This window comes from Pseudoalteromonas fenneropenaei (assembly GCF_042643375.1).
Taxonomy (GTDB): Bacteria; Pseudomonadota; Gammaproteobacteria; order Enterobacterales; family Alteromonadaceae; genus Pseudoalteromonas; species Pseudoalteromonas fenneropenaei.
Genome location: NZ_JBHRSD010000011.1, coordinates 212,246 through 236,398 on the forward strand (window position 1 = coordinate 212,246; position 24,153 = coordinate 236,398).

The following is a 24,153-nucleotide window of genomic DNA, read 5'->3' on the forward strand; positions in this document are numbered from 1 at the left end:
AAATTCACATTTAATTTGGACGTCTAGACATTGAAATGGCGATTTGTACCGCGTAAACTGTGTTCAACCTGAGTTTGACTCACTATTTTTATGAGATTTACTAAAGATGATTGACATTAAGCACCTCAAAACTATCTCCGTGTTAAAAGAAACTGGTTCTTTGGTCAATACCGCTCGAGAATTGTACTTAACGCAATCAGCTTTATCTCATCAAATCAAAGATTTAGAGAACAAACTCGATTGCCAGTTGTTCGAGCGTAAAACCCAACCAGTGCGCTTTACGCCACAAGGTATGCTGTTATTGGAACTGGCGAATGAAATATTGCCAAAAATTGAAGCAACTAAGTGCCGTTTGAAAGAAAGTCTCAATCAACCTATTTCGCAGCTGCGTTTAAGTGTTGAGTGTCACGCGTGTTTCCACTGGTTATTGCCGACCATCAAAGAGTTCAACAACTTCTGGCCAGACATTAAAATCGACTATGAACGCGGTTTTAGTTATGACGCTATTCCTGAACTATTAAACGATGAACTTGACTTGGTGCTGACCTCAGATATTCGTGAGCCAGATTTGCTAGAATATGCGCATATCTTCGACTTTAAACTTAAGCTTATCGTTGCACCGGATCATGAACTGGCAAAAAAGGCCTACGTCACGGCATTAGACCTTAAAGATGAAACCATTATCTCCTACCCTATTCCGCGTGAACGGCAGGATATTTTTAAACATTTTATTCAAAATGCCCGCTTTGACGGCACCTTAAAAACGGTTGAGCAAGGCTTATTAATATTCCAATTAGTGAGTGCGGGTATGGGAGTTGCGGCTTTACCGGATTGGCTCGTGACGCCATATGAAAGCCAAGGTTTAATTAAATCAATTCCACTCGGTGCGCTAGGTTTAAACCGTCCGATGTATTTAGCAATGAAAAAGAATATGCGCGACAACCCAGTTTATCGCCACTTCCTAACCACTTGTAAGCAAACTAATAGCCGCTAAGTGAGATTCAGGTTAGACTCAACATCGCCTTAGTATGCGCCAGTTAACGCTTCTTATGTTAACTGGCCAACGATACCCACATTACTTGTAGCAGCAGGCAAACACCAGTAAGGCGGGTATATACACTAAAAAGGAAGTGAGTTGTTACCATGTTCGAAATGAAAAAAATCATCGGCAGTTTGCTGATGCCTTTGCCAGTATTGCTTGTTACACTTTTTATCGCTTTACTGTTTTGTGTAAAGCAAAAGAAATTGCCATGGAGTGTTAGTTTTATTTCTGTACTGTGCTTGTGGCTTATCAGTACACCTTGGATGGCAAGTATCCTCGTCGCGCCATTAGAAGCACAATTTCCCGCCTTTAACGCCAGCAAACATCCAGTGGTGCAAAAAATCGTGGTGCTCGGTTGTGACGTGCGGCCGAATCCCGCTTTGCCCGCCAATAGCCAACTTGGCAACTGTGCCATCACCCGTTTAGTTGAAGGGGTGCGATTAGCAAACCTGTATCCAAATGCTGAGCTATTTGTCTCAGGTGCTGGAATAGGTAAAGCGACCAACAGCGCGTTAATGACCCAAACCGCGATGAGTCTTGGTATTGCTCGTAGCCGTATCAAGCAAAACCCCATGGCTTTGGATACCGCTGATGAAGCACGCTTTTTGGCACCACATTTAGTCGACTTTAAAGTTGCACTGGTGACCAGCGGGTCGCATATGCACCGTGCAAAATCACTTTTTAACGCACAAGGGATAGAGGTAATTCCAGCGCCCACCGACTTTGCTAATTTTGAAAGTTGGCATAGCAGCCGAATGTGGATAGCCAATGCGGACGCACTTAGAATAGTCACAGCGCATGTCCATGAGTGGGTTGGCCTAACTTGGTTAAGCTTGGTCAGGCTGATAGACCCTGAAGCGATGTAAGCGGAAAATCAGCCATAATGCCGATTATATCAGCGAAAATCTTTGCTATTCTTACCATATTGCGCAAAAAATTGAAAAATGGCGTAAAACTCGGTATAACTGAGGTTTATTCTTAATCCCGCGAATTCGCGTACAGAAGACTAGGAACTAGCAATGAGTAAACTAGATAAAACTGAAGTATTGAGCGCTTTTGAGGCGGCTTATGAAGCTAAACATGGTAAAAAGCCAGAGATTGAAGTGAAATCTGGCTGGTATAGCATCGATGGCGGCAAGAACGTTCGTTTAGCTGAAATAACAGCAATGACTGACGAGCTTACTTCAGGTGTTTCTTCTCAACCAGCAGCTGCGCCACAGAAGAAAACTAAAACAACAAAACCAGTCGCTAGCAAGCCTGCGAAAAAAGCACCTTTTACAATCGTGAAAGCGAATGAGGAAGGTGATAAAGCTGAAGATTTATGGATAATCATCTTAGCTTCGAAAGATCACGACTGTCGTCTGCCACGCGGCGTAGTTTAAGCTTGAGTGAAAAAGCCGCATAGCGCGGCTTTTTTATTGGCTTTAATACGGGCCTCAATTAGCCCGTAAAATGACTATTTTTCTTCAAAATACAGCTTCTCGCGCGCTTTTCCATCCACTTCGTTCATTGTCGCCGCATCATACAAACGACCATTTAGCATAGTGTAGTGCACTTTGTCCGTATCGCGGATATTGTTCAGGGGATCGCCATCAATAACGATAAGATCAGCCAATTTACCCGCCTCTAATGAGCCGATATGCTTATCTAAACCAATATAGGTTGCCCCATCGAGCGTTGCTGCACGCAAAGCTTCATGTGGTGTCATGCCACCTTGGGCAAACATCCAAATCTCCCAATGCGCGGCTAAGCCTTCACGTTGACCATGAGCACCTAAATTAACCAGTACGCCCAAATCTTGTAGCTCAGCGGCAATACGCGCATTGTTAACGTGATTGTAGTGATGTTCTGGCGCTTTAGTGCGACGCATCGAACGCGGCAGCAATTGATTCTTCGGCACATATTTACTGAGTAATGGATGATTCCAGACATCAGTTTTATCGTACCAGTAATTTTCACCCCAAATGCCACCATAGGCGACGCCTAAAGTTGGCGTATAGCCTACATCACTTTGCGACCATAATTGACGGATATCATCATAAATCTGTGCAGGTGGAATGGAATGCTCAATGCCAGTATGGCCATCAACAACCATGGTCAAGTTGTGCTGTAATAATGAACCACCTTCAGGCACCACCATCACCCCCAACTCACGACCTGCTTCAATCACTTGCTGACGTTGATCACGGCGTGGCTGATTGTAGGATTTAACACTAAAAGCACCGACTTTTTGCAAACGCTCCAAATGGAATTTAGCGTCATCAAGTGAATCAATATGCGAGGTATAACCCGGCATATTGGCACCGTACAATATGGTACCGGTCGAGAAAATACGCGGTCCAACAATACTGCCAGCCTTTTGCATTTCACTGGCGGTAAATACTTCTGAGGTATCGTTGGATGGATCATGGATAGTGGTCACGCCAAGCGCAAGACCCGCAAGATTTTTCCAGTTTTGCTCGGGAATAATTTCTGCGGTCCCTTGTGCGCCGTGGGCGTGCACATCAACAATCCCTGGCATAATGGTTTTGCCACTCACATCAATCACTTTAGCAGCTTTAGGAATAGCGACTTCACCGACTTTACCTACCGCTTTAATATGCTTACCGTCAGTTAAAACCACACCTTGCTCAATCACCTGCTCACCTTGCATCGTGATCACTTTGGCACCCACTAAGGCGACCATGCCCTGAGGTGCATCAGTTGGTTGCGTAAAGCTAATATTGCTACCATTGGCAACGCTAAATTCAGCCTTTTTATCTGTGGTGATGTCAAACATACCCGCTAAGCTGGCATGATATAGTTCTGGGCCAAGCGTCCAGTAAAGCTTGTCGCTTGTGGCGTTCCAACTGAGGTTTTCACCTGCACGTACGGACAATTCGCGTACCGGAATTTGCTTATCTTTTGGGCCAATATCAATGGTTGAGCCACTTTCCACCAGCGGCGTAACATAGACCTTAAAGCGCTCTGCAAACGCCATATATTGGCCATTTGGTGCAACTCTAAACTCAGTGGCGTGCTTTGACTGGTACAGCACCCGTGACTTTTTGCTATCTAGCTCAATCGCCTTTAGCTGCGGCTTGGGCGCTGCATCCATGACATAAATACGATTGTTATCGGCGGCAAACTGTGGTTGAAAACCTGAGTTAGTAATAAGTTCCGGTTTGCCACCTTTGCTCGCAACGCGGTAAATCCCAGTATTCAGCGACCATTCTTTGGCGAGTAAAGAAGAGCCAGAGGTTTTGCGATAAACCACAGTTTCGCCATCAGGACTAAATGTTGGCTCGACATATTTACCCGGTTCATCCGTTAAGGTTTTACTTTTACCGCCATTAACCGAAATGGTGCGCACGCTGCCCTGTGCTTGGTCATCCCATGTAACGTATACGAGCTTTTTGCCATCGCGAGAAAATTGTGGGAAAAATTCAAAATGGTCAGTTTGCGCGGTTAAACGTTTTACTTTGCCGCTCGTTAAGTCGCGCTTGTAAATATGACCTAAAGCATCAAATACTGCGGTTTTGCCGTCTGGAGAAATCTGCACATTGCGCAGCATTTTAACGTCAAACTCTGCTTGGTCGATATTCTGAGCAAAACGCACTGCTTTTTGCATTTTCTTCGTGGTTTCAACACTAAATTCAATCACACTGCTTTTACCACTGGCTACGTCAAGGCGATGAATTTTGCCCCCAGCCCAAAACACCATAGCTTTATTGTCACGTGTCCATGCCATGGTTGGGTAAACACCATGAATGGCCCAAGTTTCCTGCATATCGCGGTCAAGCTGATCATACAGTTTGGTTTCTTTTCCTGATGCTAAGTCGTATAAATACAGTGTTGATTGGAAGTCATCCCGTTTGATATACGCAAGCGATTTCCCATCCGGTGATGGCGTTGGGCGAATAGCACCACCAGTGCCTTGTAATATGGTTTCAATCTCACCCGTTTCGCGGTCTAAACGCTTAATCTTATAAATCCCAGCAACAGAATCTTTAGAATAGTGGAACGTTTTGCCGGGCGTATCGTCCTGTGAAAAGTACACGTAGCGGCCATCAGGAGAAAATGCTGGCTCGCCTAAATCTTTTTGGTCGTTAGGGCGCTTGGTCAGCTGCACACCATCGCCACCTGATTTATGATACATCCATACTTCACCAGCACCGAGCGAGCGCGTGCCAGTGTAATGCTTACGCGCGACGATAAAATTACCATCTGGGCTCCAAGCTGGGCTATTCAGTAAACGGAAAGTCTCGTTGCTGACCGCTTGTTGCTCACTACCATCGGCTTTCATTACCCAGATATTGTCACCACCGCCTTGATCTGAGGTAAAAGCAATATATTGACCATCTGGGCTAAAACGCGGCTGCATCTGCCATGCGATATCTGAAGTCAGCTGCATCGCTTTGCCACCTGTAGCTGGCATACTGTAAATATCACCGAGTAAATCAAACACTATGGTTTTGCCGTCTGGACTGATATCTACGTTCATCCAAGTGCCTTGATTTACTGCAATTTTGGCATCAAAAAAATTGCCTTGTGGCGCATCGACCTGCCATTTTGCTTTATCATCGGCTGCTATTGCCGAGGTCTGGAATGCCAGCGCTATGGACAGCGCCAGCGTAGTTTTAAGCCTATTTTTCATCGCAGAGTATTCCATTTTTAGTTATTTGCCCCATCACAACAAAGTTAAGCTTAGTGCAAAAGTAAAATGTGACTAACTGCGGTTTTTTGCGTTTAATCCAAGCAATACGTTAATAGCTCGGATGCCAATGGCTGGGGTCAAAGCGAAAATATTGCACTAACAAATTAAATAACTCGGGTTCTTCTCTTCGCAACTGCGAAGGCTTTTCGATAAAGGTCTCGGTGACCACGGCAAAGAATTCGGCCTCATTCGTAGCGCCATAGGAATGAATGGTATGGGGCATTTGGTAGGCTAATTGGGTTTTAAGACGCTGATATGCTCGGGTTAGCACTTCACCCCATTGCTGGTAACTGATCTCTTTTGGTAAGGCTGGCGTGCCATTGGTGCTACCGGTTTGCTGATCAAGCTGATGAGCAAACTCATGAAATACTAAGTTATGACCATCGCCTGGGAGCCGATTACCCTCCAGCACATCATGCCAGCTCAGCACTAAAGTGCCACCCGGCCAAGATTCCCCTTGGCGAATAGCGGTGTGATAGTTCACTAGCCCTGCGGCATCAGTACTCGTTTGGGAAGCATAATAGCTACTTGGATAGAGCAACACTTCTTTCACATTAGGATATAGCGGCCAAGCTTGTTGCAATACCAATAAGCAGGCATCTGCCGCCACTATCACCGCCATAGCTCGGTTTACCTTTAGCCCATCGCGCCCAAGCACCCGTTTTTCACCTAAAAACCACACTATATGGCGCTCTAGTTGCGCTCGCTCATGGGCTGATAAATTGCGATAAATAGGCATGTACTGCAGCAGTAATTGCTTATCTTGCGCGGATAAAACTTGCGTGGCGTATTGTCGCTGCCACCACCAACGCTGAATATCAACAAAGCGCCAATAGCCGATACAAAATACCACTAACAAGCCGATTAATACTAAATTGACCATAATTTTTCCTTGCTGTCCTTGCGAATAAATGACTCCAAGGCGCCCCCTTTTCAAGTCAGTTTTGCTAAAATGCGGCAAATATTTATTTTCCTTGGTTGCGAATGACCTTACCGATAGACAGCATTCAGGTGCCCTTTTTAGCGGCACTGCGCACTCAGCATGTGGTGGTATCTGCCGCCACCGGCTCTGGCAAATCGACCCGTTTACCTTTGTGGGCAAGAGAATTAGGTAAAGTGCTAGTCATTGAACCGCGCCGAATTGCATGCACTGCGCTGGCTGAGTATGTTGCGGCACAATCTGGCCAACCGCTTGGCGTTGAAATTGGTTACGCCATCCGCTTTGAACAACATCTCAGTGAGCAAACTCAGGTGGTATTTGTAACGCCAGGTGTCGCGCTGCGTTGGTATTTTGAAAACCAATTGCACGACTTTAACGTCATTATGCTTGACGAATTTCATGAGCGGCGTTGGGATATGGATTTGTTATTGGCAGTACTTAAACAAGCCAAGCAACATCGTTTGATTTTGACCTCAGCCACCTTACAAGGTGAGCGTTTGGCGCACTATCTTGATGCCCAATTGCTGCATTCCGACGGCAAGATGTATCCGGTAGAGGAGCGTTTTCAAGCTGCAGATCTACGCGCCATGCCAGACAAACAGCGCCTTACTGAGCGAGTCAAGGCAGCCTGCGCGCAGGCCTTAGCTGATACCCAAGGCGATGTTCTGGTATTTTTGCCCGGCAAAGCTGAAATTCAACAATGTGCCAGCGCGCTGCAATCGCTCGCTTGCCAAGTTATTAAGCTCTACAGTGGTTGTAGCAAAACCGAGCAACATGCCGCACTCCATGCCAATCAGCAAAGACGCGTGATTTTAGCCACTAACGTCGCCGAAACCTCGTTAACTATCCCAAATATCAGTTGCGTAATAGATTCAGGGCTTGAGCGCCGCACTCACCTGCGCTTGGGGAAAACCGTACTTGGCCTTGATGCCATCGCTCGCGATTCAGCGCAGCAACGCCTTGGCCGCGCTGGGCGCACGCAACATGGACTATGTATTCGTTTATACGGCCAATATGCGCCGTTAATCGCCACAACCCCGCCGGAAATACAACGAGAGTCCTTAACTGAGTTTATGCTTGCGGCAGCTTGTTTAGATGCCGATATCAATACCCTATCATTGCTAGATAATTTGCCTGAGCGCGCTGCAGCCTTGGCATTGGATACCTTGCAGCAAATTGGCGCCATTGATGCGCAATATCGTGCAACGCCGCACGGTAAAAGCTTATACCCGCTCCCCATAGATATTGAACTTGCCCATCTAGTTGCTACGATGCCCAACAACACGTTGCGCCAAGCTATGATAGATGCAGTCGCCGTTATTGCCGTACCTGCCAGTGTTTATCAACTGCCTAATGATGTGGCGACACTAGAGCTACTCAATCAACACCTCCCCAATGCGTGCGACCTTGAGCTGGTCATCGCTTTGGTGCGCGGTCAACTGCCGATGCTGGAAACCGACTCAGAAGCACTCAGCGAAGCTCGGCAATTTAGTGCTATGCTGCGCGATGCGTTTCAACTGCCTGAATTGGCAAAGGCTGCGCGATATGACCGCGTGGCACTTGTTCAAGCTATTGCCACCGCTCGACCAAGCTGGTTGTATGTGAAGCGGCAAAATCGTCGCGGTGCATTTGGCAATGGTCAAAGTGAAGTGATGCCAAGCAAACAATCACGGCTAACAGCGTCGAGTGAAGCTATGCTGGTATTAGACACCTTTGCCTTAGCTGGAAACGGCGCCAAACAAGCCACCACTCTTGCTACGCTTTGCGCACCAATCAGTTTGAAGCAGCTTGCCCAGCTCAACATTGGCGACACTTTCGCTATTGAGTATGAGCTGCTAGACGAGCAATTAATACAGCACTGTGAGCAGCGCTACGCTGATGTGGTATTGAAGCGCTTTAGTCGAATCGCACCACCAGAGGATTTAGTGTCTGGTATCGCCAGTTTAATTGCAAGCGGTCAGTTATTACCTGAAGTTGCACCTGCAGTGCAAGCCTCTCTCGCCGACCATGTACTTTACTACCAAGCAAGTTCCTGCCAAGCGCCGGGTAGCAAAACGCCACCACCAATCCCAACACTTCACGAATTCTTATGCACCCGTTTGACCATGCTTGGTATTGAAAGTGTAGCCGATCTCGACTTGATAAACGCTGAGGATTTGGCCTTTAGTGAAGTGGAACCTTGGCTGCTCAAAGCATTTTGCGACAAGCACCCCCGCACCCTTTCTTTACCTGAGCAAAACCTGATAGTGCATTACCAGTTTGCCGCCAAACGTATTGTGGTCGAATATCAAGCAGGACTGCGTAAAGATGCGCCTAAACGTTGGGAACTGCCTGCATGGCAAGGCTTTAGCATTAGTTTTCAAAAGGCCAGTAAAGTCGTGGCAATTAGATAATTTTTGACTTTAAGTGACAGGTTAATACTTGAGAAAAGTTAAGCCCCACTTAAGTGGGGCTTAACTTGCTCGGTTAACTCGGTTTAAGCGCCTGAACTTATGCAACTAACCAATGTGCCATCAAAACAATCACAGGTAGCGTCACTAAGGTGCGCAGGATAAAGATTAAAAACAGCTCCCACAGATTAACTGGGATTTTGCTGCCTAATAACAATGCACCGACTTCCGACATATAAATCAATTGCGTTACGCTCATTGCCGCGACAATAAAACGCGTCACATCACTTTCAATACTGCTCGCCGCGAGGATTGAAGGGATAAACATATCGGCAAAGCCTACCACGATAGTTTCCGCCGCTTTTTGCGCTTCCGGCACCTGTAATAGCTCTAAAAATGGAATAAACGGCTTGCCTAAAATTTGAAACACCGGCGTATATTCAGCAATGATAAGCGCTGTAGTACCCACCGCCATAACCACTGGTAATACCGCAAACACCATATCTAAAGCGTTATGCGTACCTTCTTTTAACGTTCCGCCAATACCGGGGGCATTACGGGCTTTGGTTAACGCCACATCCAATGCATGCCTAAACAAAGTTTTACCTTCAGGCACGGCTTCAGCATTATCATCACCCGGCGTACCGTCGATATAACAATGCTTTTTAAATCGCAGTGGCGGTAAACGTGGCACTATAATCGCGGCAATAAACCCTGCTGCGCAGACCGTTAAATAAAACGGCGCAAACAGATACTCAAGTTTAACTTGGCCTATCACCACCAAACAGAAAGTGATCGAAACCGCAGAAAAAGTGGTACCAATGATCGCCGCTTCACGCTCAGTATAATGTTTTTCTTCGTATTGGCGCGCAGTCATCAGAATACCGACGCTACCGTCGCCAAGCCATGAAGCTACGCAGTTAACCGCAGAGCGACCGGGTACGCCAAACAGCGGACGCATCACTTTGGTAAACAAAGTACCCACTAACTCTAACAGACCAAAATTCAATAATAATGGCAGCAATAAACCCGCCAAAATAAATACCGAAAACAACACTGGCAGCAAATCATGCATGACCAATTTACCAGTATTGTCGGAGTGAATAGCGACTGGCCCGACTTTAAAATAAGTCATTAGAATAAAGGCCATACCGAGTAAGCGAGTGATAAGCCAAATTGGGCTTACTTTAAACAGATGCTGGATAATATGAATATTACTAAGCACCTTAGGCTTCACTAAACTGACCAGAACGCTCATTACCCCAGTAATACAGATAATCGCGACAATAAGAGGATGGATAAACGGAGCGACCAACTCTTGCACTTTTTTCGCCATCACTGCGATGGGAATGGTCACCACTTCACCAACAGGAACCGGTGTCATAAACAAAAATACACCTATCAGTGACGGTACTGTGAACGCAATCAGCGTACGCCAGAAATCAGACGTGACTTGACTTGTTGCCATAAAAAACTTCCAGATATATAAAACGCAGAAAAGAGCTTGCGCTCTTTTCTAACCTCAGACTTGTTGTCTATTTTGTTGTATTTTTTTAGTTTACGTCCTTTTGCTGCACGGCTGCGAGCAAACCTTGCTGCAACGCCTGTACAGTAGCTGTATCCAATAACTGGCCTTTTCCATCGCGCCAGGTGATCACACTGCTGCCATCTTGATTAGCCGCAATGCTAAGCTGGTACTCACCACTTTCAATTGGTAAAGCTGGTGTGTCATCGCCCCAAATTGAGTCCCACACGGAATCAGTTGGCTTGTCGTAGCGAACATTCATGGTTGCTTCATCGACATTAATTTTATCAACCGAGAAACTCAATTCTTCTAGCACAGTTGATAAACGGTCAAATACGCGTTCAAACGGCACTGAGGCGACAATAGCAGCATTCCCCGCTTTATCAAAGCCCACATTGAACGCCAGTTGCCCTTCTGTACGGCGCACATTTGACTGTAATAAACGATATTCGTAATCGTATTCAGCAACCACAGCATTGAGCGCACGGACTTCTAATTGTTGCTTAAGCAAGTCAGTAAGTGGCACATCATCGCTACGGTAATCTACCAACTCAGCAATTAAAGATGCGGTACGTTGATGCTCTTGCTGCACCAAAGTAAATTTAAACTTTTGCTCTGAGGGCGCTTTAAGGTCTTCCCAAAACCAGCCATCCGCAGGCTTTATCAATGCCACCCAACCACTGACGACTTCACGTTTTGCTTCATCTTTGGTACTTACTTGTGTACCAAGTGTTTGCAAAGCGCCGTTGACGGCTTGCCAAATGCTAGCTGATAAATCCGTAATGCCGTCATTTTTGTCAAAAAACACCCTAGGTACTTTGTCGCCTTCTTCTATCCAAGTGCCTTGTGCAACCGTTAGCACTTGCTGTGGTGGGCGATAACCAATTGGTTCTTCAGCTGCCTGATATTGCGCTACATCCATCTTAAAGTCAGGGTCCTGACTAGGTGCTTGCAATGAGGCGGGTACCTGGACAGGCTGGTTTGCGCGATAATTTCGGGGATGATGGGCATCATTGATAAAAATACTACAGCCAGACAATGATAACAGCACACCTACAGCCAATGATGATTTGATCCAGTACTGCACTAAAAATTCTCCTTAGCAAACCCTTTATTATTTACCACATATATGAGTGGGTAATGCCAAAATGGTTCAGTTGTTGTCGCAAATTATTGCTGCAGTTCACCTCGTTTTACGGATTTTCACCGTAAATGCCGATAGTTGCGACTGCAAGCTTAGCTTTAGAATTGGCAAAATTGCGCCTTATGTTACTTTTAGCCGCCAGTAAACACAAGCAAAGGCACGCAATTGGCGCTGAATTGTGAGTCATGCCATGACCTAGGCTCGGATTTAACGAAGTTTTTCTGGTGTGGTCGTAGCGGAGCAAAAACCAGATATGTTAAGCTCGGACGCTTGTTACGCGTAAGCGTGTGAAACTAGCAATAAAGAACTAAGCTGCGACTAAAAATTAGGTATTTTTCATGGCAACTTTTGCAAATCAGCAACTGGTATTGACTGCAATTGGCGAAGATCGTTCCGGGATCGTCAGTGAACTCACAAAACTCGTCAGTGACTGTCACTGCAATATTATTGATAGCCGTATCGCTATCTTAGGTAACGAGTTCACTTTTATTATGCTACTGGCAGGTGACATGGCGGCTATCTGCCGTGTTGAACATTTGCTGCCGGTCAAAAGCATGGAACTAGGCCTCTTGACCATGATGAAGCGCACGTCCAAACACCAACAAGGTGAATACAGTGCTGGCTATACGTTGGAGTACCATGGTATTGATACACCAGGCACACTCAGCAAAGTCACGGGCTTTTTTGCCGAGCAAAATATTAGTATTAGCTCTTTGAAGTCAGATACTTATGATCAAGATGGCGAGCTGATGATGCGCTGTGAACTGGAAGTGAATATCCCAGTTGAAGTGGACAGCGATGAATTTAAAATTAAATTCGAAGATCTTTCTCGCACCCTGAACGTAGATTATATTTTCAGACGCATTCGCTAAGGATATATTATGAACCGCTTACAAGCTGGCGACCAAGCACCGCAATTTACACTGCAAAACCAAAACGATGAATCTGTTTCACTCGCAGACTTAAAAGGTAAAAAAGTACTCGTTTACTTTTATCCGAAAGCTTCTACCCCAGGCTGTACTGTTCAGGCTTGCGCGTTAAGAGACACAAAAGCTGAGCTTGATGCACTAAACGTGGTGATCTTAGGTATCAGCCCTGACACACCAAAAAAGCTAACTAATTTCATCGATAAACAAGCCCTGAACTTTACCCTACTCGCTGATGAAGACCACGCTATTTGCGAAGCCTATGGCGTTTGGCAACTTAAGAAGTTTATGGGTCGTGAAAGCATGGGGGTTGTCCGTACATCTTTCCTGATTGATGAAAATGGCAACATTGAACACGTTTTCGACAAGTTTAAGACCAAAGACCACCATGAAGTGGTTTTAGACTATCTAAATAGTCATTCTTAAGCTTTAAAGTGGCTCATAAATGGGCCACTTCAATTCCTCACGCAATATTTACACTCTCTAGCCAGTCGAGGCATTAAAGCCTGACAATCCCAGTGTTGGCTCTTGCTAGTGCCATAAGCGGTATAAAAGAGAGCAGCGATTTAAAGTAAGGTAATCCCCCCTTAAATTAACTGGCTTTAAGCCCGACACCTTGAATAGTGCAAGCAATAGGTTAACCAATGAATGTCTGGTGCCCCTGCTTTCAGTAAGGATACTGAGATCAGCAGGCGCTCATTGAGAGTGAGATAAGAGAGCCCCGATATGTGTTTGTTGCAAGCCATCACTTGGCAACCATGATAACAGATGAAGCAGTCTATCTTGCTAATGGGCAATAAACTGACCGCTAACGCGGCCAAAAGAATGATATTACCTATTGACTCTGAGAAGGCTCATATGTGTTAGGGCTATTTTTTGATAACTTTGACAAGCTCTGTGATTACCTTTATTAAGTTGGGATCATAGTCTTCAGCTTTATAGTTATCAGCGCCTTTACTTGGCGTTGTATTCCAGTTTTCAAAAACCTTATACATTTCTTCTTTGGTAAAATCATCACTAAACATCTGAATGAATACCTTACCAAATGAGATGGCATGGATTCGCTCACCTAGGGTTATAGACTCATCGAGCGCAATCTTTCCCATAAGAAACGAATAGCGAGACATCGCAATCAGGAATGAAACTACCAAAATAGATTTTATGATAACAGCAACAGCGTGTGATGAGCTTATATCAATAGCTGTATCTGACAGTTTTGATAGTAAAAATATGGTCGAAATTACTAACGTGAAAAAACCTATAACGTTCCATAGATAGTAAATTCGTTTAGCACCGACTTGTTTTTTTTCTAATTTTGATATTTCGTTCATAATATAATCATCTGTATTCTTTTTCTTTTCTTCGCCTCTTTCCTTAATCGCTGCGCGCCGCCCTTGAAATTTATTAATCGCATCTAAAACTCTGGTGGCAGCCAAATCGACTTCTTCAGGCGTTACCTGAATGTACAACTTGTGCCTTATTGAATCAGGTATTTGTGGCGACCCCACAACTAGGGGGAATAACCCGAAATTCTTTCTCTCGGCCGAATAGGAAAGAGCAGCTCCTATTTCGTTTTGTACCCATTTTGAATCAACAGAATTTTCGCTGATAATAACAATCATAAAATCTGACTGTCTTAAAGCATCAAAAAGGGTTGAGGATATGTCTTGGCCGGGCAGAAGCGTATCTACGTCTATTAGAATTTCATGGCCGGCATCTTTGAGAGATTCGCTTATTTTACTGGCAATCGCGCTATCTCGATTATTGTATGAAATATAAACTTTAGCCATATTCTCTTCTCTGCCCTAACATCTTAGTATTTATGGGACACGTTGTTTGTGTCACGTAATCCCTTGTTGAACTGAGGCGCTACCTGCACGTAGCTTGGTGTAGTTTATGCTATGGGAATTTGCTTTTTAAGCCTAAGAGGGTAAATGGCTGGTTTGCTCAATCCGTTACCTTACTTTGCGCTTCCTAGCATCGCTCAGTCGTTTTTTATGATTTCATTACAGCCAATTCAGGGAGTTTAAGCAACCTTTTTTAAGCCGCGCAGCACATCCCCTCCCAATTTTTTCATTAGGTTAACGCATTAAAGTTAGGCAGTCCTTTGCGCTGTGAACTCAGCCGTGTAGTAGCCTGTGAGTCGTCTTGGTTTTGTCTTTGAGCTGTGAACAGCAATTTTAGACTCCGTCGTCCATACCCACAGACCTGACAGGTCCCACTCGGTAAAGGCGGTGGTTGGGCTTCTCTTTGGGATGTGGGTTGAACCTCTTGTTCAATTGACCGCGTAATACGCTGTGTTCGCTTGTCGCTCGCGTTGGCTAAAAAGCCATAGTGCCGTATTCGCATCAAGCCTTTTGACGCGACATCTAATAAATACAGTCGAATAAACCCTAGTAGCTCAGCGAGCTAGAATCAGTTAATTCCTAAATACTTGTGAACTTGCACCGATAAACGCCAGTTTTTCGCTTTGCAGGTGTCAATCGCCAGTTTTGTCGCCTTGGCCTTTTGGCTGATTGGCTGCAAATAAACCAGCTTAGGCGTCACACCAGAGTCGGCAAACAATTGCTCCAACTCATCAACATGCTTTTGCATCGCAACTGGGTGTTTGATTTCATCCGCACGTTGCATTGCCGAGGTTAATACTTTATAACCACCACGCATATTGATTTTGGGTGAAACCGTCACCCAGGTTTCTGCTGGCGCTAAAATTTCAAATGTGCCGCTGGTTTCAATCTGGGTGCTATAACCGTTGGCGTGCAGTAAAGTGCAAAGTGGATTTAAATCAAACATACATGGCTCACCACCCGTGATCACCACATGTTTGGCCTGATAACCACGCGCTTGAAACAAGGCAAAAATATCCTCGGCTGATGCATTCGCCCATAACTCAGAATCGGCTTTTTTCTCAACTGTGGTCTCTAAGCTCACTAAGTAGGTGTCATTGACGTCCCACGTTTGTTTGGTGTCACACCATGCGCAGCCTACCGGGCAACCTTGTAAACGCACGAAAATGGACGGCATACCAGTATAACTGGCTTCACCTTGGATGGTTTCAAACACTTCGTTTACTTTGTACAACATGTCTCTCATATTTACCGCTGTGCTATTGTGAAACGGGCAGCAATTGCGCTCGATTGGCTCAAGATATTTGTCATTTCTTGAGCGGCCGTGTAGTATATCGCGCCCTGAAGTAAACCTCTATCAAAAATCGAGGCAAAGACAATGAGCGAAAAAGTTGTTGTGATTTATTCTGGTGGTATGGACTCGTTTACCGTCCTCCACAAAGCCGTACAAGCAGGCCATGAGGTGTATGCTTTGTCGTTCAACTATGGCCAACGCCATGTTAAAGAGTTGAAAGTCGCCGAATCGGTATGCGCTTCTCTTGGTATCAATCACAAAGTTGTCGACATTTCTGCCATTAATCAGCTGTTAGCGGGTTCTTCTTTGACGGACGACATTGATGTACCTGAAGGTCACTACGAAGAAGAAAGCATGAAAAGTACTGTGGTGCCAAACCGCAATATGATTTTACTGTCATTGGCGGTCGGTTACGCGGTTTCTATTCAAGCCAATAAAGTATTTTATGGTGCGCACTCTGGCGACCATGCTATCTACCCCGATTGTCGCCCAGAATTTGTGCGTAAGATGGATGACGTATGTCGTATCGCAAACTACGAAGAAATCGCAATTGTGTCGCCATATCTTAATGAGAGCAAAATTGAGATCCTGCGTGACGGTTTAGCTATGGGACTAGACTATGGCCAAACGTGGACTTGCTACAATGGTCGCGAAAAAGCCTGTGGCAAATGTGGCGCCTGCCAAGAACGTTTAGAAGCCTTCTCATTAAATAACGCTCACGATCCGCTGAGCTACGAATAATTCTTACCACGGGCAAGTACACATGCTTGCCCGTAACATTTGCTGACATATGTCACTTTCCTGAATACACTTACTTCCCATATACTGTATGAAAGTTTAGCCACGGAGATTGATTATGGCCGGCACTACTATGGTATTTTTAATTGTTGCTATTTGCGTTATTTCAGGCGTGTTTGGTGAAGTGCTCAAGCGCTTTATCGAGTATAAGAAGCTGCAACAAAACCAAAACTTCAATGCAGCAGGTAACGAACAATTAAATAAAGAAATTGCCGAGTTAAAAGCTCGCGTTCAAGTTTTAGAACAAATTGTGACCGATGAAGGTTATCAGGTAAAACAGCAGTTTAAGAGCCTGTAACCAAATTTGAATTAAAAAAGCGACCTCGGTCGCTTTTTTTATGTTATTCGCCAGACTTTTTCGGTTTATCAAATATACCTAAACGAATGCGAATAAAATGCAGGATTTCACGAGCAACATCAATCCCTAAGGCATTTTCCAAACCTTCAAAGCCGGGGCTTGAGTTTGCTTCGCAAATTTTGAAATGTTCTTCGTCAAACAGTAAATCAATGCCCGCGATATCTAAGTTCAAGATATTGGCGGTTTGGGTTGCTAACCACTCAATTTCCGGTGTAATGGGATGTGGTGAGCCTGATGCCCCCGCGCTGATATTGGCTTTAAAGTTTTTCCCACCCGAATTGCGTTCCATACACGCTACTGCTCGGCCACCTATGGTGAAAATACGTAAATCACGGCCATGGCTCGACTTCACAAATTGCTGCAGAATAATGTTGGCCTTTGGATTGGTGGCTTCAATCAGCTGCATCAAGTCGTCAAACTCGCTGCGGGTTTTTGATAAAAACACCCCACTACCCTGCGAACCAGAAAGGGTTTTGATCACCACAGGGAAACCGATTTGGCTTTCGACCAAATCAATATTAACGGGAAACTTCACCAACATAGTGGTTGGAGTCGGTAGATTCTGTTGCGCCAATATTTGTTGGGCATAGAGTTTGTCTTTGACTGTTTCAATCGCATGTGAGCTGTTAAAACAATGCACACCAAGGCGCTCAAGGTGGCGAATAATGGCTAAGGCGAAGTAAGTAGTACCGGCTCCCATACGAGGCAAGACAAAATCAGGCAGTGTAACGGGTTCACCATCGATGAGAATGCTTTTCTCATCTTCACGCGTTACCATTAAATCAAACTGATCTGGTGAGTAAACTTGGAGATCAATGTTCTCTTCTTTGGCTACTTCTAAGAACCGATCGATTTCGTAACGTTCTTGTTTTATTAAGTTTTCTACGTCTTTATAAATGATCCAACCGCGCATACGCTTACTCACTTGTTAATTATATTTGCTCTACAACCTAAGCAGTTAAAAGCCTGTGATGACTGTTGCGCTTAATTGCGCAAAATCGTGAAAATATCACCATCAATATCATTAAAACTGAAATATTTAGCTGCTTTTAGTGCAAAAGGGCGAATTATCAAAGCTAACTCGCTCGCTGTACAACAAAAATATTATATCGTTTCGATTCCGTACTTTAATCGTATACCGTAATAGCCAAAGGTGCCTTGTAAAACGCGAGCATCAAAGATTTAGTGTAGCTCAGTAATAAACTCACTGGGCCGCGAGTGAGGATAAAGAACGAACACTTTCTGTTTGGCGCGGGTGAGTGCCACGTAAAACAATCTACGCTCTTGAGCATGAGGAAATGGCTCGGTTGGTGGTAATAAAGCCGCAAGTAACGGCGCTGTTGGCTGTTCAGCTGGAAAACCAAAGCGACCACTGCTGACATTATTAATTATAGCAAAATCCGACTCCTGCCCTTTGGCTGCATGAACCGTCATATAACGCAGAGCCAAATGTGGAAATTGTCGCTGCCAGTGCTGACGTAGTGCCTGTTCTGGTAAGTCTTTATTAAAGCGCGCAAGGATCACCACACTACAACCTTGTCGATTATGCTCAGCAAGCTCGGCTAAAACTTGTGCTATCGCTACTTTATCTGCGCCTTCGGCTTCATCATGACTCAAAGTCACTACCGCCTCTCGTCGCTCAGAATCGAATGCCGTCAGGGCTTTTTGGCATTGGCTCGGGTTTTGGCGGACAAATTGGTTGCTGATATCAACTAAACCTTGGTGAAAACGAAAGGTTTTATCTAGCTCCATTTGCGCTGCGGGGCTGAAATGTGCAGCAAATTCTGTGGTGAGCCTAATATCTGCGCCACTAAAACCATAAATGGCCTGCCAATCGTCGCCCACTGCAAAGAGTCTGCTATCGTGCTGTTTAGCTAATAGCGCCTTTAATAATGTGGCACGACTGCGTGAGATGTCTTGAAACTCATCCACCAAAATATGCTGCCATGGCGGTATATAGCGGCCGGAATTGACGTATAAAGTGCTGCGCGCAATCATATCTTGATAATCAATACACTGCTGTGTTTGCAAGGCTAATTGATACTCTGCAAAAAGGGGTAAGAAACAATCCAGATCGGCACGGTGCTTTATTTGTAGGTCTCCCACCTTTTCTGTCGCACTATATTCTTTGTAAGCACTCAACAAGGTTTCTAAATACTGGCAAACTTTTTTACCTGCGCTACTACCAAGCCACGTTTGCCAATCGGTTAAATTGGGCAGCTCAGCAACATTATTCGTAGAGACACCTAATGCCGCACTTTGCCGTGCGATAAATTGCTGGAATACCCCTTGATAACGCGGATCGGCAAGTAGTTTAAGCAAAGTTTGCTGGACAAAAGCTTTTAATGCCTGTGGCTCAGTGGCCAAGGGGCTGAGCTGTGTTTTAGTCCCTTCAACCTGCTGCAAAATATGTAAACCTAAAGCATGAAAGGTATAAACTTTCACCCCTTGTGTTTGCGGCTGTGTTGCCAAGCGTGCCTGCATTTCTTTGGCGGCATCGTTGCCGTAGGCAAGCAACAATATATCTTGTGGCACAGCTAAACCATGCTCAATAAGATAAGCACAACGCGCCACCATAACGCTAGTTTTGCCACTTCCTGCTGCTGCCAGCAACAACTGATGTTTGGCACTACGGATACAAGCCAAGCGCTGTGTGCGCGTGAGTGGCTGCTTATACAGCTGGTTAAAAAACGTCTCATATTGATTAAGATAAAACGCTTCAAACGCTTCACGAAATGCCACGATATCGTCGTTTTGCCACTGGCAAATTTCTCGCAACGTGTTTAAAGCTGCATGTAAGGTAGGATCAGCCAGTGTGCTTACTTGCCAATAACGCCAAGGCTTTAGGAGTTTTGTTGCCTGCTGTTGTACTTGCGCCAATTCGGTGTCGCACAGGTAATGACGTTTGAGTCGCGCTTCAATTTGCGCTACCTGTAATTTCAACTGCGGAGCATAGTGCAATGCCCAAAACTGATGCAATTGGTTGATAAACTCAGTCGCGGAGGCCGCGAAGCGAAAGCTGGCTTGCGCTTTTTTAATCGTAAAGGTGTACCAAGGAAAGCGCCTTTCTAGTTGCGGAGGCTCAGCGATCTCCGGCCAAGATAGTGCTTTAGTCTTATTATACCGAGAGATCACAACCCCCTGTTCAGTGGCAACGACATTGCACCAACGACAAAATGGCCGCAACAGCTTCACAGGTTGAGTTTGAATGGCTGACAACGGCATGTTCCTTATACTTTTTTTGCCATTCTACAAAATGAAAAAGCGCAGTAAAAGCTTTCACTTTTAACTGCGCTTATTAATGCTTAAATATCAAACGATAAGGTTATAATTCAAACTCTTTTTTGAACTTTACGCCAAACTCGCTACGGTCGTTGCTACGCATTACGCCAACAAAACCACTTTGTTGTAAACGACCCACATCGTACACCTCGTTGAAGATGTTTTCGCCGTACACTGTGATTTCCATATCGCCATATGGGTTAGTGTAAGACATGTTAAAGCCGAACAATTCACGCGACGCAATACGCTCACTAGGACGTGATACCGATTGGCCTTGCATATCACTGCGGTATGAGTAGTTAGCATTGAATGACAAAGTACCACCTGACTGTAAATCATAGTAGTAAGATGGCGCCACCATGACTGTCCAACGTGGTGTTAACGCTGGTGCATCACCTTTACCAATACCGATTACGCCTTCATCCACCTTAGTGATTTCTGAATCTAGGTAGCCGATAGCCGAGCGAATGCTGAAATCGTCAGTAATCGCAATGGTCGTTTCAAGCTCAATACCTTGTGCTTTAGACTGACCTGCGTTTTCAACGATAGTCACGAAACCACCGCCCGCAGTTGGGTCGTTAAACGGTAGCGCTAAGTCAGTGTAATCCGTCACAAATAACGCTAACATCATAGAAACGCGCTCATGCACTTGGCCTTTGAAACCCACTTCGTAGTTAATTGCTTTGGTTTCTTCAAATGGTACAAATTGCGCTGGGCCGCCAAATGGACGAGGTGGGAAACCACCACTTTGATAGCCTTTTTGAATTTGTGCATACACGTTCATGTCGCTGTTGAGCTGATACGCTGCGTTCACATCCCAAGTCACTTCATTAAACTTAGCCGTTTCAAACTTACGTGCTGGGAAGCTTGGGAACATTGCATTAGCCGCTTTTTCGTCTTTTGAATAACGCAGACCACCACCCACTTTAAACGCATCGGTCAAGTTGTAGCTAGCATTGATATAAGCCGCATAAGACTCAGTTTCTTGCTGAATATCGAAGTAACCATAGTCACCAAAAGACGCGGTAGTACCATCATTTAATAAACCATTTGGCGTGTTCCATGGACTGAATACAAATGGACCAGACTGGGTAAAGCCGTCCTCATTGAAGTAGTAAAGACCAGACACAAAATCCATGTTTTCAAATGAACCATTTAACTGTAATTCAAATGAGTATTGATCAGCACCACCCTCTTCTGGGAATTCAGAGAGATTCAACGCCGTTGCATCGTCATCTAAGCCGCCAGTGTACTCAGAACTTCTAAAGCTAGTGATAAACTTTGCTGTGTATTGGTCGTTGATGTCCCACTCTGCCGTTAACGCAGAACCCCAGCCTGAGTAATCTGTACTTTCAATGCCTGCAACTGTAGTTGCTAAGTCATCTGGATTGGCAGGTAACATATCTTCTGTTAACAGCGGGAAATCACCATTGAACGAGTCATTTGGGTCTAATGGCGCTGTTAATTCAATAGTGTAAGGTGATTGACCAGAGTCGTTTTCTACTTTATCGAATGATGCCGTGAGGCTGAAATCGTCACGTACTTGCCATTTGAATGCAACGCGGCCGCTCCACTCTTGCTCTTCACCGATTTCTTTTTCGGGATTGGCTAAGTTAATCGCTTTACCAACGCCATCACGCTGCTTGTAAGATACACTACCTGAGAATGCCAATTGGTCATTTAAGTGCGTATTCGCATATACGTCTGTGGCAAAACGACCACGAGAACCCGCAGTAAACTGCGTGGTTAGAATGTCTTCGTCACCCGGTTGCTTGGTGATGATATTCACCGCACCACCTAAGGTATTGCGACCATATAGCGTACCTTGAGGACCACGTAATACTTCAACACGCGCCACATTTGGTAGCGACAGGTTAGAACCCATTTGACGGCCTAAGTACACCCCATCAACATACACACCTACACCTGGGTCAGTGGTAATGATATGGTCTTGTAAACCGATACCACGGATAAAAACAGATGCATGTGCCGCGTTACCTACACCGTAACGGGTAATGTTTAAGTTTGGTACGTATTTACCAATATCATCTAGGTTGCCAATATTGGCTTTTTCGATAAGCTTTTCGCTGATTGAGGTCACCGCAGTCGGTGTTTCATAGAGACTTTCTGTACGTTTACGTGCTGTGATTTCGATTTTCTCGAAGACGTCATTTTTTGCTTCTGCTTGTTCTTGAGTATTTGCAAAAGTAGGTAGAGCAAGCGCCGAGAAAATGGCAGCAGACAAGGCAGTTAGGCCTGCATGAGGGAAAACTGATTTCATACTATCTCCAAAGGAATGATCACCGTGTGTGTTGCTTGTCAAAGCAAGGAAATTCTCCCGCCAAAGCGATGGACAATTTCAGGCATAAAAAAAGATGCGTGTAGCATCTTTCCTCTGGAAGGGTATTATATCCAATAATTCAAAAATAATGAATAAGAAAGTTCATAAAACTGTAATTTGTTAGATTTATGTTTCTTAAAGCTCGACAGACGCAAAAAAGCCAGCAAATGCTGGCTCTTTAATTTGGTGCGGATGGAGGGACTTGAACCCTCACGCTCGAAAGCACCACCCCCTCAAGATGGCGTGTCTACCAATTCCACCACATCCGCGTGGTATTTTGTTTTCAACAGCTTAAGGCTGTTACTCTTAAATTGGTGCGGATGGAGGGACTTGAACCCTCACGCTCGAAAGCACCACCCCCTCAAGATGGCGTGTCTACCAATTCCACCACATCCGCAGTAGTTGAGAACTTTTGGTTCTCACTCGCTGCTGAGCCCAAAAGCCAGCAGCCAGTTTTATTAATTAGGAACGTCTGATGACTTTTCTTCAGTGGCTGGTACATCTGATGCTGCAGGTGCTGCGGCTTCAGTTGCAACTGGCGCTTGAAGATTTTCCCACTCGTCAGTCTTTTTGATCTGACCAGCAGTTAAGTTACCTAGCACAATACTTAGCACAAAGAATACGGTTGCTAAGATAGTGGTGGTTTTAGTCATAAAGTTACCTGCGCCTGACGAACCGAAAACGGTTGCCGATGCACCAGCACCAAATGACGAACCCATGTCTGCGCCTTTACCTTGCTGAATTAACACCATACCAATCAGTGCTAAAGCAACAATCAAATAGACGACTAATAATACTTCGTACATCTACACATTCCCTACCGCACTTGCACAGATAGTCGAGAAAGCATCTGGTTTTAGACTTGCGCCACCAATTAAGCCGCCATCAATATCTGGTTGTGCGAACAATAATTCACTGTTCGAATCGTTAACACTGCCGCCATAAAGGATTGGCAATGTTGCCGCAATTTGCGCATCTTTAGACGCAATCAAATCACGAATAAATTTGTGCACGCTTTGTGCCTGCTCAGGCGTGGCAGTTTTACCTGTGCCGATAGCCCAAACGGGTTCGTATGCTATCACAGAGTTTTGTAAACACGCTACACCTAATTTATCAATTATAGCGTTCAGCTGTGTTGCTATTGTTTGCTCTGTGGCATCGGCGTCGCGCTGACTTTCAGTTTCACCCACACATAAAATCGGCGTTAAACCGACTTGCTGCGCTTTGGCAAACTTCTTCACTAACACCGCATCTGATTCTGCAAATAACGTTCTGCGTTCAGAATGCCCTATCAGCGTATATTTACATCCTAATTCGCGCACTAGCTTGGCTTCCACCTCACCAGTAAAGGCTCCAGCATCATGTTCAGATACTGTTTGCGCGCCCGTGTTAAACCCTTTTCCAGCCATAGCTGATAACAAAGGGGAAGGCGGGAAGAAGATCACTTCAACATTGGGATATAAATCCGTTTTTATGGTCTCGGCAAACTGGTTAATCAGCTCTAATGAGCCGTTCATTTTCCAATTTCCGGCGACAATACGCTTACGTTGCGTCATGGTTTGCTCCGCAC

At 45.0% G+C, this 24,153-nt stretch carries 19 protein-coding genes, 2 tRNA genes and 1 pseudogene; 8 read left to right on the plus strand and 14 right to left on the minus strand.

Going from position 1 to position 24,153, the window contains the following annotated elements:
- Positions 1 to 106: 106 nt before the first annotated feature.
- The 3 genes from ACFOEE_RS06745 to ACFOEE_RS06755 all read left to right on the plus strand — a co-directional run bounded on the left by ACFOEE_RS06745 (position 107) and on the right by ACFOEE_RS06755 (position 2,424).
- Positions 107 to 994, plus strand: a complete 888-nt coding sequence (locus tag ACFOEE_RS06745) for a LysR substrate-binding domain-containing protein (RefSeq protein ID WP_377122361.1) — start codon at positions 107 to 109, stop codon at positions 992 to 994.
- A 149-nt stretch (positions 995 to 1,143) separates the two neighbouring features.
- Positions 1,144 to 1,908, plus strand: coding sequence for a YdcF family protein (locus ACFOEE_RS06750; protein WP_377122364.1), 765 nt, complete (start codon positions 1,144 to 1,146; stop codon positions 1,906 to 1,908).
- Positions 1,909 to 2,061: 153 nt separating this feature from the next.
- The gene (locus ACFOEE_RS06755) at positions 2,062 to 2,424 is read left to right on the plus strand and encodes a hypothetical protein (protein ID WP_377122367.1); all 363 of its coding nucleotides are present in this window, start codon (positions 2,062 to 2,064) and stop codon (positions 2,422 to 2,424) included.
- Positions 2,425 to 2,498: 74 nt separating this feature from the next.
- Here ACFOEE_RS06755 and ACFOEE_RS06760 read toward each other — a convergent pair whose 3' ends face one another.
- Positions 2,499 to 5,678, minus strand: coding sequence for an amidohydrolase family protein (locus ACFOEE_RS06760; protein WP_377122370.1), 3,180 nt, complete (start codon positions 5,676 to 5,678; stop codon positions 2,499 to 2,501).
- Between the two features lie 109 nt (positions 5,679 to 5,787).
- Positions 5,788 to 6,621 carry a M90 family metallopeptidase gene (locus tag ACFOEE_RS06765; RefSeq protein ID WP_377122373.1) on the minus strand — a complete coding sequence of 278 codons (834 nt, stop codon included), beginning with the start codon at positions 6,619 to 6,621 and terminating at the stop codon, positions 5,788 to 5,790.
- A 101-nt stretch (positions 6,622 to 6,722) separates the two neighbouring features.
- Here ACFOEE_RS06765 and ACFOEE_RS06770 point away from each other — a divergent pair, with 101 nt between their 5' ends.
- A complete protein-coding gene (locus ACFOEE_RS06770; RefSeq protein ID WP_377122376.1) occupies positions 6,723 to 9,071 on the plus strand; it encodes a DEAD/DEAH box helicase in 2,349 nt (782 codons plus the stop codon).
- Between the two features lie 97 nt (positions 9,072 to 9,168).
- Here ACFOEE_RS06770 and ACFOEE_RS06775 read toward each other — a convergent pair whose 3' ends face one another.
- On the minus strand, positions 9,169 to 10,536 hold the full coding sequence (locus ACFOEE_RS06775) for a YjiH family protein (RefSeq protein WP_377122378.1): 1,368 nt from the start codon (positions 10,534 to 10,536) through the stop codon (positions 9,169 to 9,171).
- Positions 10,537 to 10,621: 85 nt separating this feature from the next.
- Positions 10,622 to 11,680, minus strand: a complete 1,059-nt coding sequence (gene bamC / locus ACFOEE_RS06780) for an outer membrane protein assembly factor BamC (RefSeq protein ID WP_377122380.1) — start codon at positions 11,678 to 11,680, stop codon at positions 10,622 to 10,624.
- Positions 11,681 to 12,075: 395 nt separating this feature from the next.
- Between bamC and ACFOEE_RS06785 the strand changes: the two genes are divergently transcribed.
- The gene (locus tag ACFOEE_RS06785; protein WP_377122383.1) at positions 12,076 to 12,609 is read left to right on the plus strand and encodes a glycine cleavage system protein R; all 534 of its coding nucleotides are present in this window, start codon (positions 12,076 to 12,078) and stop codon (positions 12,607 to 12,609) included.
- Positions 12,610 to 12,618: 9 nt separating this feature from the next.
- Positions 12,619 to 13,089 (plus strand): thioredoxin-dependent thiol peroxidase, encoded by a 471-nt coding sequence (gene bcp, locus ACFOEE_RS06790; RefSeq protein ID WP_377122386.1) that lies wholly within the window; start codon positions 12,619 to 12,621, stop codon positions 13,087 to 13,089.
- A gap of 443 nt (positions 13,090 to 13,532) precedes the next feature.
- On the opposite strand, the gene ACFOEE_RS06795 is transcribed toward bcp, so the two are convergent.
- From ACFOEE_RS06795 to queE, 3 genes and pseudogenes are all read right to left on the minus strand, one after another.
- A complete protein-coding gene (locus ACFOEE_RS06795) occupies positions 13,533 to 14,453 on the minus strand; it encodes a toll/interleukin-1 receptor domain-containing protein (RefSeq protein WP_377122389.1) in 921 nt (306 codons plus the stop codon).
- Between the two features lie 511 nt (positions 14,454 to 14,964).
- Positions 14,965 to 15,054 (minus strand): annotated as a pseudogene (locus ACFOEE_RS06800) (transposase); the annotation flags it as partial.
- Between the two features lie 24 nt (positions 15,055 to 15,078).
- Positions 15,079 to 15,744 carry a 7-carboxy-7-deazaguanine synthase QueE gene (gene queE / locus ACFOEE_RS06805; RefSeq protein ID WP_377122933.1) on the minus strand — a complete coding sequence of 222 codons (666 nt, stop codon included), beginning with the start codon at positions 15,742 to 15,744 and terminating at the stop codon, positions 15,079 to 15,081.
- A 144-nt stretch (positions 15,745 to 15,888) separates the two neighbouring features.
- Between queE and queC the strand changes: the two genes are divergently transcribed.
- Positions 15,889 to 16,545 carry a 7-cyano-7-deazaguanine synthase QueC gene (gene queC / locus ACFOEE_RS06810; protein WP_377122392.1) on the plus strand — a complete coding sequence of 219 codons (657 nt, stop codon included), beginning with the start codon at positions 15,889 to 15,891 and terminating at the stop codon, positions 16,543 to 16,545.
- A 115-nt stretch (positions 16,546 to 16,660) separates the two neighbouring features.
- A complete protein-coding gene (locus ACFOEE_RS06815; RefSeq protein WP_377122395.1) occupies positions 16,661 to 16,900 on the plus strand; it encodes a hypothetical protein in 240 nt (79 codons plus the stop codon).
- Between the two features lie 43 nt (positions 16,901 to 16,943).
- Here ACFOEE_RS06815 and ACFOEE_RS06820 read toward each other — a convergent pair whose 3' ends face one another.
- The 7 genes from ACFOEE_RS06820 to tpiA form a co-directional block, all read right to left on the minus strand.
- The gene (locus ACFOEE_RS06820; protein WP_377122398.1) at positions 16,944 to 17,873 is read right to left on the minus strand and encodes an ATP-grasp domain-containing protein; all 930 of its coding nucleotides are present in this window, start codon (positions 17,871 to 17,873) and stop codon (positions 16,944 to 16,946) included.
- 269 nt (positions 17,874 to 18,142) lie between these two features.
- The gene (locus tag ACFOEE_RS06825; protein WP_377122401.1) at positions 18,143 to 20,179 is read right to left on the minus strand and encodes a UvrD-helicase domain-containing protein; all 2,037 of its coding nucleotides are present in this window, start codon (positions 20,177 to 20,179) and stop codon (positions 18,143 to 18,145) included.
- A gap of 106 nt (positions 20,180 to 20,285) precedes the next feature.
- Positions 20,286 to 22,523, minus strand: a complete 2,238-nt coding sequence (locus tag ACFOEE_RS06830; RefSeq protein WP_377122404.1) for a TonB-dependent receptor — start codon at positions 22,521 to 22,523, stop codon at positions 20,286 to 20,288.
- Between the two features lie 244 nt (positions 22,524 to 22,767).
- Positions 22,768 to 22,852, minus strand: a tRNA-Leu gene (locus ACFOEE_RS06835).
- Positions 22,853 to 22,895: 43 nt separating this feature from the next.
- A tRNA-Leu gene (locus ACFOEE_RS06840) sits at positions 22,896 to 22,980 on the minus strand.
- A gap of 61 nt (positions 22,981 to 23,041) precedes the next feature.
- Complete coding sequence (gene secG / locus ACFOEE_RS06845; RefSeq protein WP_377122407.1) at positions 23,042 to 23,389, minus strand: preprotein translocase subunit SecG; 348 nt, start codon at positions 23,387 to 23,389, stop codon at positions 23,042 to 23,044.
- The gene (gene tpiA / locus ACFOEE_RS06850) at positions 23,390 to 24,139 is read right to left on the minus strand and encodes a triose-phosphate isomerase (RefSeq protein ID WP_377122410.1); all 750 of its coding nucleotides are present in this window, start codon (positions 24,137 to 24,139) and stop codon (positions 23,390 to 23,392) included. It lies immediately after the preceding gene.
- Between the last annotated feature and the right edge of the window lie 14 nt (positions 24,140 to 24,153).

Coding starts and splice junctions, on each gene's coding strand:
- bcp (WP_377122386.1), top strand. CDS start 12,619: ATGAACCGCTTACAAGCTGGCGACCAAGCACCGCAATTTACACTGCAA.
- ACFOEE_RS06760 (WP_377122370.1), bottom strand. CDS start 5,678: ATGAAAAATAGGCTTAAAACTACGCTGGCGCTGTCCATAGCGCTGGCA.
- ACFOEE_RS06765 (WP_377122373.1), bottom strand. CDS start 6,621: ATGGTCAATTTAGTATTAATCGGCTTGTTAGTGGTATTTTGTATCGGC.
- secG (WP_377122407.1), bottom strand. CDS start 23,389: ATGTACGAAGTATTATTAGTCGTCTATTTGATTGTTGCTTTAGCACTG.
- queC (WP_377122392.1), top strand. CDS start 15,889: ATGAGCGAAAAAGTTGTTGTGATTTATTCTGGTGGTATGGACTCGTTT.
- ACFOEE_RS06750 (WP_377122364.1), top strand. CDS start 1,144: ATGTTCGAAATGAAAAAAATCATCGGCAGTTTGCTGATGCCTTTGCCA.
- ACFOEE_RS06815 (WP_377122395.1), top strand. CDS start 16,661: ATGGCCGGCACTACTATGGTATTTTTAATTGTTGCTATTTGCGTTATT.
- ACFOEE_RS06755 (WP_377122367.1), top strand. CDS start 2,062: ATGAGTAAACTAGATAAAACTGAAGTATTGAGCGCTTTTGAGGCGGCT.
- ACFOEE_RS06795 (WP_377122389.1), bottom strand. CDS start 14,453: ATGGCTAAAGTTTATATTTCATACAATAATCGAGATAGCGCGATTGCC.
- tpiA (WP_377122410.1), bottom strand. CDS start 24,139: ATGACGCAACGTAAGCGTATTGTCGCCGGAAATTGGAAAATGAACGGC.
- ACFOEE_RS06775 (WP_377122378.1), bottom strand. CDS start 10,536: ATGGCAACAAGTCAAGTCACGTCTGATTTCTGGCGTACGCTGATTGCG.
- ACFOEE_RS06745 (WP_377122361.1), top strand. CDS start 107: ATGATTGACATTAAGCACCTCAAAACTATCTCCGTGTTAAAAGAAACT.
- ACFOEE_RS06770 (WP_377122376.1), top strand. CDS start 6,723: ATGACCTTACCGATAGACAGCATTCAGGTGCCCTTTTTAGCGGCACTG.
- ACFOEE_RS06830 (WP_377122404.1), bottom strand. CDS start 22,523: ATGAAATCAGTTTTCCCTCATGCAGGCCTAACTGCCTTGTCTGCTGCC.
- ACFOEE_RS06785 (WP_377122383.1), top strand. CDS start 12,076: ATGGCAACTTTTGCAAATCAGCAACTGGTATTGACTGCAATTGGCGAA.
- ACFOEE_RS06820 (WP_377122398.1), bottom strand. CDS start 17,873: ATGCGCGGTTGGATCATTTATAAAGACGTAGAAAACTTAATAAAACAA.